Origin of the sequence: Pseudomonas sp. RC10, from assembly GCF_038397775.1 — a bacterium.
Taxonomy (GTDB): Bacteria; Pseudomonadota; Gammaproteobacteria; order Pseudomonadales; family Pseudomonadaceae; genus Aquipseudomonas; species Aquipseudomonas bambusae.
This window is the reverse complement of record NZ_CP151650.1, coordinates 1,021,551-1,034,882: the sequence shown is the minus strand read 5'-3', so window position 1 is coordinate 1,034,882 and position 13,332 is coordinate 1,021,551. Positions and strand designations below refer to the sequence as shown.

Here is a 13,332-nt window from a genome sequence, read left to right as displayed (position 1 = left end):
TTCACGGGCGCGTTGCCGGGCCATGCTCGACAACCGGGAGTAGCGCGCTCCGATACGATCTGGTAAGTTCGCCCGCTTGCAGCCGCAGGGCCGGCAGGTGTCGGCGATGGATCTTTACCCTGCGCAATGGCTTAGAAGAGTGAGAGGCGGTCCGTTCATGCCCACCGAAGAAAAGCAAAAAAGCACACAAACGATTAGCGGGTTCGAACCTTACGTCCCGACGAAGGACGAGGAGTACATGGGCAAGCCCATGCGTGCTCACTTCACCAAGATCCTGAACAAGTGGAAACAGGACTTGATGCAGGAAGTCGACCGTACTGTTGATCACATGAAGGACGAAGCGGCTAACTTTCCTGACCCTGCTGACCGTGCAAGTCAGGAAGAGGAATTCGCGCTGGAACTTCGTGCTCGTGACCGTGAGCGCAAGTTGATCAAGAAGATCGACAAAACGCTGCAACTGATCGAAGACGAAGAATACGGTTGGTGCGAATCCTGCGGCATCGAGATTGGCTTGCGCCGTCTGGAAGCCCGCCCGACTGCCGACCTGTGCATCGACTGCAAGACGCTGGCAGAAATCAAAGAAAAACAGATCGGTAAATGATCCTGCTTTTCGAGTAAGACAAAAGACGCTTCGGCGTCTTTTGTTGTTTTTGTTGCCTGTAAGGCTGCCGCCACCCGTGTAGGAGCCGGCTTGCTGGCGAACCTTGCGGTGTCATCCAACAACTCTGTGTCTGGCACACTGCCTTCGCCAACAAGCCGGCTCCCACAGAGAAAGCGGTGTCCTACAGAGTCTCCAGCGTCGTCCGGTTTTTCGTACTTCTCATTTCCAGTACCATCATCGCCCATGAAATCCCCTTCTTATATAGGGCGCTTTGCGCCAACCCCCAGCGGTTATCTGCACTTCGGCTCGCTAGTCGCCGCGCTGGCGTCGTATCTCGATGCCCGCTCCGCCGGTGGCCAGTGGCTGATGCGCATGGAAGACCTGGACCCGCCACGGGAAGAACCGGGCGCACAGACCGCCATCCTCAATACACTGGAAACCTACGGCTTTGAGTGGGATGGCGAATGTGTGAAGCAAAGCGATCGTCACGACGCCTATCAGGACATCATCAACCGTTGGTTCAGCTATGGGCTTGCGTACGCCTGCACCTGTTCACGCAAGCAGCTGGAAGATTTCCAGGGCATCTACCCCGGTTTTTGCCGCAATGCGGGCCACTCGCCTGAAAACGCCGCGATCCGTATTCGCGTCCCGGAGCTGGAATACCGGTTCGAAGATCGGGTTCAGGGCACCTTCCGCCAGCACTTGGGCCGTGATGTCGGCGATTTCGTGATTCGACGCCGTGATGGCCTGTACGCCTATCAACTGGCGGTCGTCCTCGACGATGGCTGGCAAGGCGTCACCGACATTGTGCGGGGCGCTGACTTGCTCGACTCCACGCCTCGTCAGCTCTATCTGCAGGAATTGCTGGGCCTGCCACAACCACGCTATCTGCATGTGCCGCTGATCACTCAGCCGAATGGGCACAAGCTGGGCAAGTCCTACCGCTCCCCGCCCCTGCCCGTCGATCAGGCTACGCCTTTGCTGCTTCGGGCATTGCGCGCGTTGGGCCAGCCGGCACCGGAAGACCTTTCGTTCGGTACGCCGAGAGAGGTTCTGGACTGGGGAATCGCTCACTGGCGTGCCGATTTGATTCCACGGGTCGCCAGTATCGAAGAAGCTCGAATAGACTGAGCCAGAGCACTTGAGGCCAATAGCGGCATGAAGGTGGCCGAAACGTCGCTTGCAGCCTGATAGCCATCCGTTACCATGCCGCTCCTTCACCCGGCGTCAGTCAATCCAGGAGGCCAAATGTACATTTATCGATTGGTCCTGCTACTGGTGGTAGGCATCTACCTTTTTTCTCCAGCCATCATGGATTGGTGGATCGACGCGACAGGCGCCTGGTATCGGCCTTACATGCTGTGGCTGATCCTGATCGTGGTGACTTTCATTCTGCAGAGCCAACGAGATGCCGATGAGCTTTAGCCTGACCCAGATGATTCTGGTCAGCGCCGCCTACTTGCTGGCGCTGTTCAGCGTTGCATGGGTCAGCGAGCGCGGGCTCATTCCGCGCTGGATCATTCGCCACCCACTGACGTACACCCTGTCGCTGGGCGTATACGCCAGTGCCTGGGCGTTTTACGGGACTGTCGGCCTTGCGTACGAATACGGTTACGGCTTCCTCTCCAGTTATCTGGGGGTGTCCGGCGCATTTTTGTTGGCGCCGGTGCTGCTGTACCCGATCCTGAAAATCACCCGCACCTATCAGCTTTCGTCCCTCGCCGACCTGTTTGCCTTCCGCTTTCGCAGCACATGGGCCGGAGCGCTGACGACCATTTTTATGCTGATCGGGGTGTTACCCCTGTTGGCCCTGCAAATTCAGGCGGTGGCGGACTCCATCGGCATCCTCACCCGCGAGCCGGTCCGCAATTACGTCGCGCTGGCGTTCTGCATCCTGATCACACTGTTCACCATCTTCTTCGGCTCCCGCCATATCGCCACGCGGGAGAAACACGAAGGGCTGGTGTTCGCCATCGCGTTCGAGTCGGTCATCAAACTGGTGGCCATCGGCGGTATCGGCATTTATTCGCTGTACGGCGTATTCGACGGTCCGGCGAGCCTTGAACAATGGCTGCTACAGAACCAAAGCGCGCTCGCTGCGTTGCATACCCCGTTGCAGGAAGGCCCCTGGCGCACGCTGCTGTTGGTGTTTTTCGCCTCGGCCATCGTCATGCCGCACATGTATCACATGACCTTCACCGAAAACCTCAACCCTCGTTCGCTGGTCAGCGCCAGCTGGGGCTTGCCGCTGTTTTTGCTGCTGATGAGCCTTGCCGTTCCGCTGGTGCTGTGGGCCGGACTGAAACTGGGCGCCACCACCAGCCCCGAATACTTCACCCTCGGCATCGGCATCGCGGCGCACAACCCGGCGTTGGCATTGCTGGCCTATGTAGGCGGCCTTTCGGCGGCCAGCGGGCTCATCATCGTCACGACACTCGCCCTCTCGGGCATGGCGCTCAACCATCTGGTGTTGCCGCTCTACCAGCCGCCCGCCGAGGGCAATATCTATCGCTGGCTGAAGTGGACCCGTCGCGCCCTGATCGTCGCGATCATCATGGCGGGATACGGTTTCTACCTGCTGCTGGGCGCCAAGCAGGATTTGGCCAACCTCGGCATCGTCGCGTTCGTCGCCACTTTGCAGTTCCTGCCAGGCGTGCTGTCGGTGCTGTACTGGCCAGCGGCCAACCGTCGAGGCTTCATGGCGGGCCTGATCGCCGGGATCGTGGTCTGGATGGTCAGCATGCTGTTCCCGCTGATCGGCAATTTCCAGGGCTTCTACATCCCCCTGCTGAACATGATCTACGTGCTCGACGACACCAGCTGGCACATGGCAGCCATTGCTTCGCTCGCCGCCAACGTGCTGGTGTTCACCCTGATTTCGCTGTTCAGCAACCCCAGCCCTGAAGAGGCCAGCGCCGCCGAAGCCTGCGCGGTGGACAACGTGCGTCGACCGCAGCGTCGGGAGTTGCACGCCGTTTCTCCGCAGGAGTTCGCGACACAACTGGCCAAGCCGCTGGGCGCCAAAGCCGCGCAGAAGGAAGTCGAACAGGCCCTGCGCGATCTGTACCTGCCGTTTGACGAGCGCCGCCCCTACGCACTGCGCCGTTTGCGTGACCGGATCGAGGCCAACCTGTCCGGCCTGATGGGTCCCAGCGTTGCTCAGGACATGGTGGAAACCTTCCTGCCGTACAAATCGGGCAGCGAGAACTACGTCACCGAAGACATTCACTTCATTGAAAGCCGCCTTGAGGACTACCATTCGCGCCTCACCGGGCTGGCCGCCGAGCTGGACGCCCTGCGTCGCTACCACCGCCAGACGTTGCAGGAGTTGCCGATGGGCGTCTGCTCGCTGGCCAAGGATCAGGAAATCCTGATGTGGAACAAGGCGATGGAAGAACTCACTGGCATCGGGGCCCAGCGCGTGGTGGGTTCTCGCCTGGAGACCATCGCCGATCCATGGCGTCAGTTACTGCTCGGTTTCATCAACGTGCCGGATGAGCATTTGCACAAACAGCGCCTGGCGCTGGACGGACAAACACGCTGGCTGAACCTGCACAAAGCAGCCATCGACGAGCCCTTGGCACCTGGCAACAGTGGTTTGGTGATTCTGGTGGAAGACCTCACCGACACCCAGATGCTGGAGGACAAGCTGGTCCACTCCGAGCGCCTGGCGAGCATCGGACGCCTGGCAGCCGGGGTGGCCCACGAAATCGGCAACCCGATCACCGGCATCGCTTGTCTCGCGCAGAATCTGCGCGAGGAGCGCGAAGAGGACGGCGAACTCACTGAAATCAGCAGCCAGATCATCGAACAGACCAAACGCGTGTCGCGCATCGTTCAGTCGCTGATGAGCTTCGCCCACGCCGGTGGTCACCAGCATGCCGACGAAGCCGTCTGTCTGGCCGAGGTCGCCCAGGATGCCATTGGTCTGCTCGCGCTGAATCGCCGCAACTTCGAAGTGCAATTCTATAACCTGTGCAACCCGAACCACTGGGTCGATGGCGATCCGCAACGGTTGGCGCAGGTATTGATCAACCTGCTCTCCAACGCCCGTGACGCCTCGCCTGCAGGCAGCGCGGTGCGGGTGAAAAGCGAAGCGTCCGAACATACGGTCGATTTGATCGTCGAAGACGAAGGCACTGGAATTCCGAAAGCAATCATGGACCGCTTGTTCGAACCTTTCTTCACCACCAAGGACCCGGGGGAAGGGACAGGACTGGGGCTCGCACTGGTCTATTCCATCGTTGAAGAGCATTATGGACAAATCACCATCGACAGCCCGGCTGACCCCGAGCAACAGCGCGGAACCCGCATTCGGGTGACCCTACCGCGACATGTCGAAGCGACGTCCGCTGTGAACTGAGACCGTCGAGAGTATCGAATCAATGCCGCACATTCTGATCGTCGAAGACGAAACTATTATCCGCTCTGCCTTGCGTCGCCTGCTGGAACGTAATCAGTACCAGGTCAGTGAAGCCGGCTCCGTGCAGGAAGCTCAGGAACGTTTCAGCATCCCCTCGTTCGACCTGATCGTCAGCGATTTGCGCCTGCCCGGTGCCCCCGGTACCGAGCTGATCCGGCTCGGCCAGGGCAAACCGGTGCTGATCATGACCAGCTACGCCAGCCTCCGCTCGGCCGTGGACTCGATGAAAATGGGCGCTGTGGATTACATCGCCAAGCCCTTCGACCACGACGAAATGCTGCAAGCCGTGTCTCGCATTCTGCGAGACCGACAGACCGTGCAAAGCATCCAGGCTGAACGCGTGGCCTCGGCTGGCAAGGCGTCGGGGTCCGACAAATCAGCCCCTGACAACAGCAATGGCGAGATCGGGATCATCGGCTCTTGCCCGCCGATGCAAGACCTTTACAACAAGATCCGTAAGGTCGCCCCGACTGACTCCAACGTGCTGGTGCAAGGTGAATCAGGTACGGGTAAAGAGTTGGTCGCCCGAGCGCTGCACAACCTGTCCCGCCGCGCCAAGGCACCGATGATTTCGGTGAACTGTGCCGCGATCCCTGAAACGCTGATCGAGTCCGAGCTGTTCGGCCACGAAAAAGGCGCGTTCACCGGCGCCAGCGCCGGGCGTGCAGGCCTGGTTGAAGCCGCCGACGGCGGAACCCTGTTTCTCGATGAAATTGGCGAATTGCCTCTCGAAGCTCAAGCCCGTCTGCTGCGTGTGCTTCAGGAAGGCGAGATTCGTCGGGTTGGCTCAGTACAGTCGCAGAAGGTTGATGTGCGCCTGATTGCCGCGACCCACCGAGACCTGAAAAGCCTGGCCAAAGTCGGGCAGTTCCGTGAAGACCTTTACTACCGTCTGCACGTCATTGCCTTGAAGCTGCCGGCCCTGCGCGAGCGTGGCTCGGACGTGAACGAAATCGCCAATGCGTTCCTGGCTCGCCAAAGCGCCAAAGCTGGCCGTACCGACTTGCGCTTTGGACCGGACGCCGAACAGGCGATCCGCCATTACTCGTGGCCGGGTAATGTCCGCGAACTGGAAAACGCTGTTGAGCGCGCCGTCATCCTCTGCGAGAGCCCGGAAATTTCCGCCGACCTTTTGGGCATCGACATCGAGCTGAGCGATCTGGACGTCGAGGAGTTCATCGGCCTGGCGCCGCAGCAGCCTTCATCCAGCTCAACGGCTCATGAACCTACGGAAGACTTGTCCCTGGAGGACTACTTCCAGCACTTCGTGCTTGAGCATCAGGACCACATGACCGAGACCGAACTGGCGCGTAAGCTTGGCGTCAGCCGTAAATGCCTGTGGGAGCGTCGTCAACGGCTGGGCATCCCGCGTCGCAAAACCGGTGTAGCCAGCGAAACCTGATCTCAGGAGCAGGCGCGAGGCTCTGGCACGCGCCTTCCGGCACTTGTGAAAAAACTGTTACCTCATCAGCAACACGTAACAAAAGCCGGGGCGTACGGTAACGTAGTCCCGGTTTTTTTTGGCTACACAAAAATAGCGTCGATTTGCCACACCCCCGGATTTAAAGGGCCGTAGCCGTTTCGACAAAAGTTGGCACGCGTTCTGCTATATCCTTAGTACAAGAACAACAAAAATCAGTCACCCGCAAAACACCATAATAAAAATAAGACGTATCGACTCACGCATAATAAAAACAACACGGCGGAGGCGCAGCTAACTGATTCTTTTGGAGAGGCGTTGCATTTGGGACTTGTCCCGCAACCAGGCTGAGAACAACAAAAAACTACCCTAAGGTAGCGCCTGAACTGGTTGGATCGATTGATCACTGCAGCACAGCGACCAAAGCAATCCGTTTGCTCTTGAATCCCGATTGGGAGGTTTCACAGGCGAAAGCCGTGAATTGGGCGCTCAACAAAAACAAAAAGCCCGACAGACAATAAAAATAAGAGCACGCACTTTGGGGGAGCTTCGGCTCCCCCAGTAGCTTCCGCAACAAAACACTTTTCCGGTAGCGTTCGCCAAAAACCGCTCCAAACCCTTCGTAACAGCCGTTCAGCCCCGCCATACCTGCCTCCAGAGCCCATTCGCGCGGCGTCCTACACCATCCCTCGACTAAATGCTAGAATCCCCGCCCATCATGCGGTCATTCTTTGTCATTGGCCGAATATTCCTTCAAACAGTGCATCCCATGCTGAAGAAGCTGTTCCAGTCATTCCGTACTCCCCTGCGCAAGCCGCAGCAACATACGCGCACCACGCCTGAAGTGCTCAGCAGCAGCCAACACTCGTTGCAACGCGCTCAATTCAGCCGTTATGCGGTGAACATCGTCGAGCGTTTGCAGAACGCGGGCTACCAGGCCTATCTGGTCGGCGGCTGCGTGCGGGACCTGATGCTGGGCATCACCCCTAAGGACTTCGACGTCGCCACCAGCGCCACGCCTGAGCAAGTCCGGGCAGAATTTCGCAATGCGCGCATCATCGGCCGCCGCTTCAAGCTGGTTCATATCCACTTCGGTCGCGAAATCATCGAAGTGGCCACGTTCCGCGCCAATCACCCTCAAGATGACGAGGAAGAAGACAGCAATCAGTCGTCGCGCAACGAGAGCGGCCGGATTCTGCGGGACAACGTTTACGGCACGCTGGAAGAAGACGCCCAGCGTCGCGACTTCACGATCAATGCGCTGTATTACGATCCCGTCAGTGAACGCGTGTTGGATTACGCCAACGGCGTACACGACATCCGCAATCGACTGATCCGCCTGATCGGCGACCCTCAGCAGCGTTATAAAGAAGACCCGGTGCGGATGCTGCGTGCCGTGCGCTTCGCCGCCAAGCTGGATTTCGGCATCGAAAAGCACAGCGCCACGCCGATTCGCCCGCTGGCCCCAATGCTCCGCGATATTCCGGCAGCGCGCCTGTTCGAGGAAGTTCTCAAGCTTTTCTTGTCGGGTTACGCCGAACCAACGTTCGAGATGCTGGTGGATCTCGAATTGTTCGACCCGCTGTTCCCGGCAAGTGCCAAGGCACTTGAATACACCCCGACCTACACGCACACGCTCATCAGCGAGGCCCTGGCCAACACCGATTTGCGCGTGCAGCAGAACAAGCCGGTGACGCCAGCGTTCCTGTTCGCTGCGCTGTTGTGGCCTGCCTTGCCCGCTCGCGTCCTGCGCCTGCAAGAGCGTGGCATGCCACCGATCCCGGCCATGCAGGAAGCCGCGCATGAACTGATCGCCGAGCAGTGTCAGCGCATTGCCATTCCCAAGCGCTTCACCATGCCGATCCGCGAGATTTGGGACATGCAGGAGCGTCTGCCACGTCGCTCGGGCAAACGTGCCGACCTGTTGCTGGACAACCCGCGTTTCCGAGCCGGTTACGACTTCCTGCTGCTGCGTGAAACCGCGGGCGAGGAAACCGACGGCTTGGGCGAATGGTGGACCGATTATCAGGACGCCAACGAATCCGGTCGCCGCGACATGATTCGTGATCTGGGCAGTAAATCCGACACCACCGGCCAGGGCCCGCGCAAGCGTCGCCGTAGCGGTGGCGGCAAGCGCAAACGCGCTGGCGCCGACGCATCGGAGTAATGGTGATGGAACGGGTGTATGTCGGCATGGGCAGCAACCTCGCTGACCCAGCCGAACAACTGCGCGAGGCGATCCAGTCGTTGGGACAGTTGCCTCACACCAGCCTGTCAGGCGTGTCTTCTTTTTACGTGAGCGATTCGTTGCTGCCCGGTCAGCCGCGCTACACCAACGCCGTCGCCGCGCTTGATACCGCACTGGAGCCACTGGTCCTGCTGGATGCCTTGCAAGGTATCGAGAACGGTCAAGGGCGCGAACGGCTTGAGCGCTGGGGGCCAAGGACGCTGGACCTGGACATTCTGTTGTTCGGTGACCGGCTGATCGACGAGCCCCGTCTGATGGTCCCGCACTATCACATGCAGGCGCGGGCGTTCGTGTTGTATCCCTTGGCCGAGCTGGCGCCCGGGATTACCTTCGCTGATGGCCGCGCGCTGGATGACCTGCTGGCCGACTGCCCGTTTGAAGGGCTGGAAAGACTCTAGGGTTGAATGCCGACGCGCGCGAGTCGGACACACTCTCGATTCATAGCTCGGTACAAATCCGGTAGGAGCGAATTCATTCGCGAGACCTCGGTACATCCGATGAAGGTGTGTGGATTGACCCGTCCAATCGCGAATGAATTCGCGCCTACAGGGGTAATGCGTCGCGCCGAGCGAAGCGACATTGCCTACAGATCGTTTGCAGGCACTGCGCGCCGTTACATCTCTCGGTAACATCCCCACCTCATCCGGTAACACCCGGAATTGACTTCCCGCCCCCTCCTCACGAAGATAAGCGTCCCAAAGCCGGACGACCGGCTTGCCAGGTGCCAGACAGGCTTTTTCAAACATCGCGAAACGACGATGTGCCTGCGTTTGCAGAATGAATCACGCGTTGCTCGCCGTCGTATTCACAGCGCCTGTAATGAGGACTTTTTTCATGCCAGATATCACCGTGACGTCCCTGCTGGGCCTGAAGCAGAAAGGTGAAAAGATCACCATGCTCACGGCCTACGACGCAACGTTCGCCCACGCAGCTTCACAGGCAGGCGTTGAAATCCTGTTGGTGGGCGACTCGCTGGGCATGGTTTTGCAGGGTCACGACAGCACCCTGCCCGTGACGAACGCCGACATGGCGTACCACGTGGCCAGCGTCAAACGTGGCAATCAGGGTGCACTGATCCTCGCCGACCTGCCGTTCATGTCCTACGCCACCCCGGAACAGCTATTCGCCAGCAGCGCGACGTTGATGCAGGCGGGCGCGCACATGCTCAAGATCGAGGGCGCGGGCTGGCTGGCCGAGTCGATTCGCTTGCTGGCTGAAAGGGGCGTTCCGGTGTGCGCACACATGGGCCTGACGCCGCAGACCGTCAACGTACTGGGCGGCTATAAAGTGCAGGGCCGTCAGGAAGCGCAGGCGCGGCAGATTCGTGCTGACGCCATTGCCCTGGAACAAGCCGGTGCCGCGATGCTGCTGCTGGAATGCGTGCCGAGCGAGCTGGCGCAGGAGATTACCCAAGCGGTGAAGATTCCGGTGATCGGCATCGGCGCGGGCAGCGCCGTCGATGGCCAGGTGCTGGTCCTGCACGACATGCTGGGTCTGTCCATCACCGGGCGCGTGCCCAAGTTCGTGAAGAACTTCATGATCGGCCAGCCTGACATTCAATCGGCCATCGCCGCCTACGTCAGCGCTGTAAAAGACGTCAGCTTCCCGGCCCCTGAACACGGATTCTCGGCATGAACACTGTAAAAACCGTGCGTGAACTGCGTGCCGCCGTGGCCCGCGCCCGCAGCGAAGGCAAACGTATCGCGCTGGTCCCGACCATGGGCAATCTGCACAGCGGTCATACCGCGCTGGTGACCAAGGCTGCGCAGCGTGCCGATTTCGTGGTGGCGAGCATTTTCGTCAACCCTTTGCAGTTCGGTCCTACAGAGGACTTGGCCACCTACCCACGCACGCTGGCGGCCGATCAGGAGAAGCTGCTGCAAGCCGGTTGCCATCTGCTGTTCACGCCCACGGTCGAAGAAATGTACCCCCACGGCATGGCCGACCAGACCATCGTGCGTGTGCCCGTCGTGTCTGAAGGCTTGTGTGGCGGCAGTCGCCCCGGCCATTTCGACGGCGTGTCCACGGTCGTGAGCAAGCTGTTCAACATGGTTCAGCCCGACATCGCGATCTTCGGCCAGAAAGACTTTCAACAGCTGGCCGTGGTCAGTGCGTTGGTGCGCGACTTGAACATGCCGATCCAGATCATTGGCGAGCCCACCGTCCGCGCGGCCGATGGCCTGGCGCTGTCTTCGCGCAACGGTTACCTGACCGAAGCGGAACGTGCGACTGCCCCTGCGCTGTACCGTGTCATCAAACAGATCGGTGACGCGCTGCACAATGGCGAGCAGAACCACGAACAATTGCTGGATGACGGCAGGAAGGCCCTCGAAAGCGCGGGTTTCCGTCCGGATTATCTGGAAATCCGCCAGGCCGTGACCCTGCGCCCCGCGACCCCGGGCGATCAGGATCTGGTGGTGCTCGGCGCCGCGTTCCTGGGCAAGACACGCCTGATCGACAATCTGCACCTGACCACGGCCCCGTAAACGGAACGCCATGGTCTCGGGATTCGCAACTATGCTCAGTCCCGGAACGTTTCATGAAACTTCAGCCCGCGCAGGCTCTATCTGGCTCCGGGCAATGAACTTAGCCACACCCGCAATGCCATACCGGTACAGGTCGCCCCACTCGGGCGACACTACCTTGTGAGAAAAAGTACCGAGCAAAGGTAAAGCGAGGCGCAGACATCGGCGCGTCCGAGGATTAGGCTTCGGAGAACGCACGCATTCGACCCGCCCCTGGCTTTTCAACGTCCAAAGGCAGTTCAAGTACAAGGAAACCCGCAGCGATGGCGTACTACCGCAACCCTCATGACGTCACCACCCTGCCCGCCTGGCAGGCGCTCTCCGACCACCGCAAAGCGATGCAGAATTTCAGCATGCGCGACGCGTTCAACGAAGACCCGCAGCGTTTCAACGAATTCACCCTCAGCAGCGCCGGGCTGTTTCTCGACTACTCGAAGAACCTGATCACCGCCGAAACCCGTCAGCTGTTGGTCAATCTGGCCAACGAAGTGGGCCTGAAAGACGCGATCAAAGCGCAATACGACGGCGAACTGGTCAATTCCTCGGAAGGTCGCCCGGCCCTGCACACCGCGCTGCGCCGTCCAGTGGGCGACAAGCTGTTGGTGAACGGCGTCAACGTGATGCCCGAAGTGCACAAGGTGCTGAACCAGATCACCGATCTGGTGGGCCGCATTCACGACGGTCTATGGCGCGGTTACACCGAGAAGCCGATCACTGACGTGGTCAACATCGGCATCGGTGGCTCGTTCCTCGGCCCTGAGCTGGTGTCCGAAGCGCTGTTGTCCTACGCGCAGAAAGGCGTTCGCTGCCACTACCTGGCGAACATCGACGGCACAGAGCTGCACGAACTGACCAGCAAGCTGCGTGCGGAAACCACGCTGTTTATCGTCTCCTCCAAGACCTTCAGCACCCTCGAAACCCTGAAAAACGCCACCGCTGCACGCGCCTGGTATCTGGCTCAGGGCGGCTCCGAGGCTGAGCTGTACCGTCACTTCATCGCGGTGTCGAGCAACAACGCCGCTGCGGTGGCGTTCGGCATTCGTGAAGAAAACATCTTCCCGATGTGGGACTGGGTTGGCGGTCGTTACTCGCTGTGGTCGGCCATTGGTCTTCCAATCGCTTTGGCCGTGGGCATGTCCAACTTCAAGGAATTGCTGTCCGGTGCCTACACCATGGACCAGCATTTCCTGAACGCACCGTTCGAGCAAAACATGCCCGCGCTGCTGGGCCTGCTCGGCGTGTGGTACGGCAACTTCTGGGGCGCGCAAAGCCACGCGATCCTGCCGTACGACCACTACCTGCGTAACATCACCAAGCATTTGCAACAGCTGGACATGGAATCCAACGGCAAGAGCGTTCGTCAGGACGGCGTGCCGGTGAAGACCGACACCGGCCCGGTGATCTGGGGTGGCGTGGGCTGCAACGGTCAGCACGCGTATCACCAGCTGCTGCACCAAGGCACCCAACTGATTCCGGCCGACTTCATCGTGCCGATCGTCAGCTTCAACCCGGTGTCCGACCACCACCAATGGCTGTACGCCAACTGCTTGTCGCAGAGCCAGGCACTCATGCTCGGCAAGACTCGCGCCGAGGCCGAAGCCGAACTGCGCGCCAAAGGCCTGTCGGAAGACGAAGTGCAGCGTGTCGCGCCGCACAAGGTCGTGCCAGGCAACCGTCCGAGCAACACCATCGTCGTCGAGCGCATCAGCCCGCGTCGTCTGGGTGCGCTGGTCGCGATGTACGAGCACAAAGTCTTCGTCCAAAGCGTGGTCTGGGGCACCAACGCCTTCGACCAGTGGGGCGTCGAGCTGGGCAAAGAACTGGGCAAAGGCGTTTACAGCCGCCTCGTCGGCACGGAAGAAACCGTTGCTGAAGATGCGTCCACTCAAGGCTTGATCAATTACTTCCGCGGTCGTCACCGCGGCTGATCCCGCCTTGGCGCAACACCCGAAACCCGCCCCCTCGCAAGAGGTGGCGGGTTTTGTGTATCTGGCTCATCGCATCTAGCCGAAGGGCAGAATCAAAAGCGCGCCACCCAACGCGACCCGTCTGAACCCTGCCGACACGATCGACTCTGATGTCCTATTGTGGCTACACAACATCACAAGAAAAACA

At 59.9% G+C, this 13,332-nt stretch carries 11 protein-coding genes; 10 read left to right on the top strand and 1 reads right to left on the bottom strand.

What is annotated here, in order from left to right; translation table 11 throughout:
* The first annotated feature begins 157 nt into the window (after nt 1–157).
* The 5 genes from dksA to AAEO81_RS04625 all read left to right on the top strand — a co-directional run bounded on the left by dksA (nt 158) and on the right by AAEO81_RS04625 (nt 6,426).
* Nucleotides 158–601: an RNA polymerase-binding protein DksA gene (gene dksA / locus AAEO81_RS04645; protein WP_166598279.1), complete on the top strand. Its 444-nt coding sequence runs from the start codon at nt 158–160 to the stop codon at nt 599–601.
* Between the two features lie 243 nt (nt 602–844).
* Nucleotides 845–1,732, top strand: coding sequence for a tRNA glutamyl-Q(34) synthetase GluQRS (gluQRS, locus tag AAEO81_RS04640; protein ID WP_341961968.1), 888 nt, complete (start codon nt 845–847; stop codon nt 1,730–1,732).
* A gap of 117 nt (nt 1,733–1,849) precedes the next feature.
* On the top strand, nt 1,850–2,026 hold the full coding sequence (locus AAEO81_RS04635) for a hypothetical protein (RefSeq protein ID WP_002552060.1): 177 nt from the start codon (nt 1,850–1,852) through the stop codon (nt 2,024–2,026).
* On the top strand, nt 2,010–4,964 hold the full coding sequence (locus AAEO81_RS04630; protein ID WP_166598281.1) for a sensor histidine kinase: 2,955 nt from the start codon (nt 2,010–2,012) through the stop codon (nt 4,962–4,964). Before AAEO81_RS04635 ends, AAEO81_RS04630 begins: the two co-directional genes overlap by 17 nt.
* Before the next feature lie 22 nt (nt 4,965–4,986).
* A complete protein-coding gene (locus AAEO81_RS04625) occupies nt 4,987–6,426 on the top strand; it encodes a sigma-54 dependent transcriptional regulator (protein ID WP_166598282.1) in 1,440 nt (479 codons plus the stop codon).
* Between the two features lie 421 nt (nt 6,427–6,847).
* Here the strand turns inward: AAEO81_RS04625 and AAEO81_RS04620 are convergent, their stop codons facing one another.
* Nucleotides 6,848–7,090, bottom strand: a complete 243-nt coding sequence (locus AAEO81_RS04620; RefSeq protein WP_341961961.1) for a hypothetical protein — start codon at nt 7,088–7,090, stop codon at nt 6,848–6,850.
* A gap of 123 nt (nt 7,091–7,213) precedes the next feature.
* On the opposite strand from AAEO81_RS04620, the gene AAEO81_RS04615 reads away from it, so the two are divergent.
* From AAEO81_RS04615 to pgi, 5 genes are all read left to right on the top strand, one after another.
* The gene (locus AAEO81_RS04615; protein WP_166598283.1) at nt 7,214–8,611 is read left to right on the top strand and encodes a polynucleotide adenylyltransferase PcnB; all 1,398 of its coding nucleotides are present in this window, start codon (nt 7,214–7,216) and stop codon (nt 8,609–8,611) included.
* A gap of 5 nt (nt 8,612–8,616) precedes the next feature.
* Nucleotides 8,617–9,090, top strand: coding sequence for a 2-amino-4-hydroxy-6-hydroxymethyldihydropteridine diphosphokinase (gene folK, locus AAEO81_RS04610; RefSeq protein ID WP_341961959.1), 474 nt, complete (start codon nt 8,617–8,619; stop codon nt 9,088–9,090).
* Between the two features lie 436 nt (nt 9,091–9,526).
* Nucleotides 9,527–10,327, top strand: a complete 801-nt coding sequence (gene panB / locus AAEO81_RS04605) for a 3-methyl-2-oxobutanoate hydroxymethyltransferase (protein WP_166598285.1) — start codon at nt 9,527–9,529, stop codon at nt 10,325–10,327.
* On the top strand, nt 10,324–11,178 hold the full coding sequence (gene panC / locus AAEO81_RS04600; protein WP_341961956.1) for a pantoate--beta-alanine ligase: 855 nt from the start codon (nt 10,324–10,326) through the stop codon (nt 11,176–11,178). Before panB ends, panC begins: the two co-directional genes overlap by 4 nt.
* A 302-nt stretch (nt 11,179–11,480) precedes the next feature.
* Nucleotides 11,481–13,145, top strand: a complete 1,665-nt coding sequence (gene pgi / locus AAEO81_RS04595; protein ID WP_341961954.1) for a glucose-6-phosphate isomerase — start codon at nt 11,481–11,483, stop codon at nt 13,143–13,145.
* Nucleotides 13,146–13,332 lie beyond the last annotated feature (187 nt).

Excerpts from the sequence above, each read along its gene's own strand:
- AAEO81_RS04625 (WP_166598282.1), top strand. The coding sequence starts at position 4,987 with ATGCCGCACATTCTGATCGTCGAAGACGAAACTATTATCCGCTCTGCC.
- AAEO81_RS04615 (WP_166598283.1), top strand. The coding sequence starts at position 7,214 with ATGCTGAAGAAGCTGTTCCAGTCATTCCGTACTCCCCTGCGCAAGCCG.
- AAEO81_RS04630 (WP_166598281.1), top strand. The coding sequence starts at position 2,010 with ATGCCGATGAGCTTTAGCCTGACCCAGATGATTCTGGTCAGCGCCGCC.
- panB (WP_166598285.1), top strand. The coding sequence starts at position 9,527 with ATGCCAGATATCACCGTGACGTCCCTGCTGGGCCTGAAGCAGAAAGGT.
- pgi (WP_341961954.1), top strand. The coding sequence starts at position 11,481 with ATGGCGTACTACCGCAACCCTCATGACGTCACCACCCTGCCCGCCTGG.
- panC (WP_341961956.1), top strand. The coding sequence starts at position 10,324 with ATGAACACTGTAAAAACCGTGCGTGAACTGCGTGCCGCCGTGGCCCGC.
- gluQRS (WP_341961968.1), top strand. The coding sequence starts at position 845 with ATGAAATCCCCTTCTTATATAGGGCGCTTTGCGCCAACCCCCAGCGGT.
- AAEO81_RS04620 (WP_341961961.1), bottom strand. The coding sequence starts at position 7,090 with ATGGCGGGGCTGAACGGCTGTTACGAAGGGTTTGGAGCGGTTTTTGGC.
- AAEO81_RS04635 (WP_002552060.1), top strand. The coding sequence starts at position 1,850 with ATGTACATTTATCGATTGGTCCTGCTACTGGTGGTAGGCATCTACCTT.
- folK (WP_341961959.1), top strand. The coding sequence starts at position 8,617 with ATGGAACGGGTGTATGTCGGCATGGGCAGCAACCTCGCTGACCCAGCC.
- dksA (WP_166598279.1), top strand. The coding sequence starts at position 158 with ATGCCCACCGAAGAAAAGCAAAAAAGCACACAAACGATTAGCGGGTTC.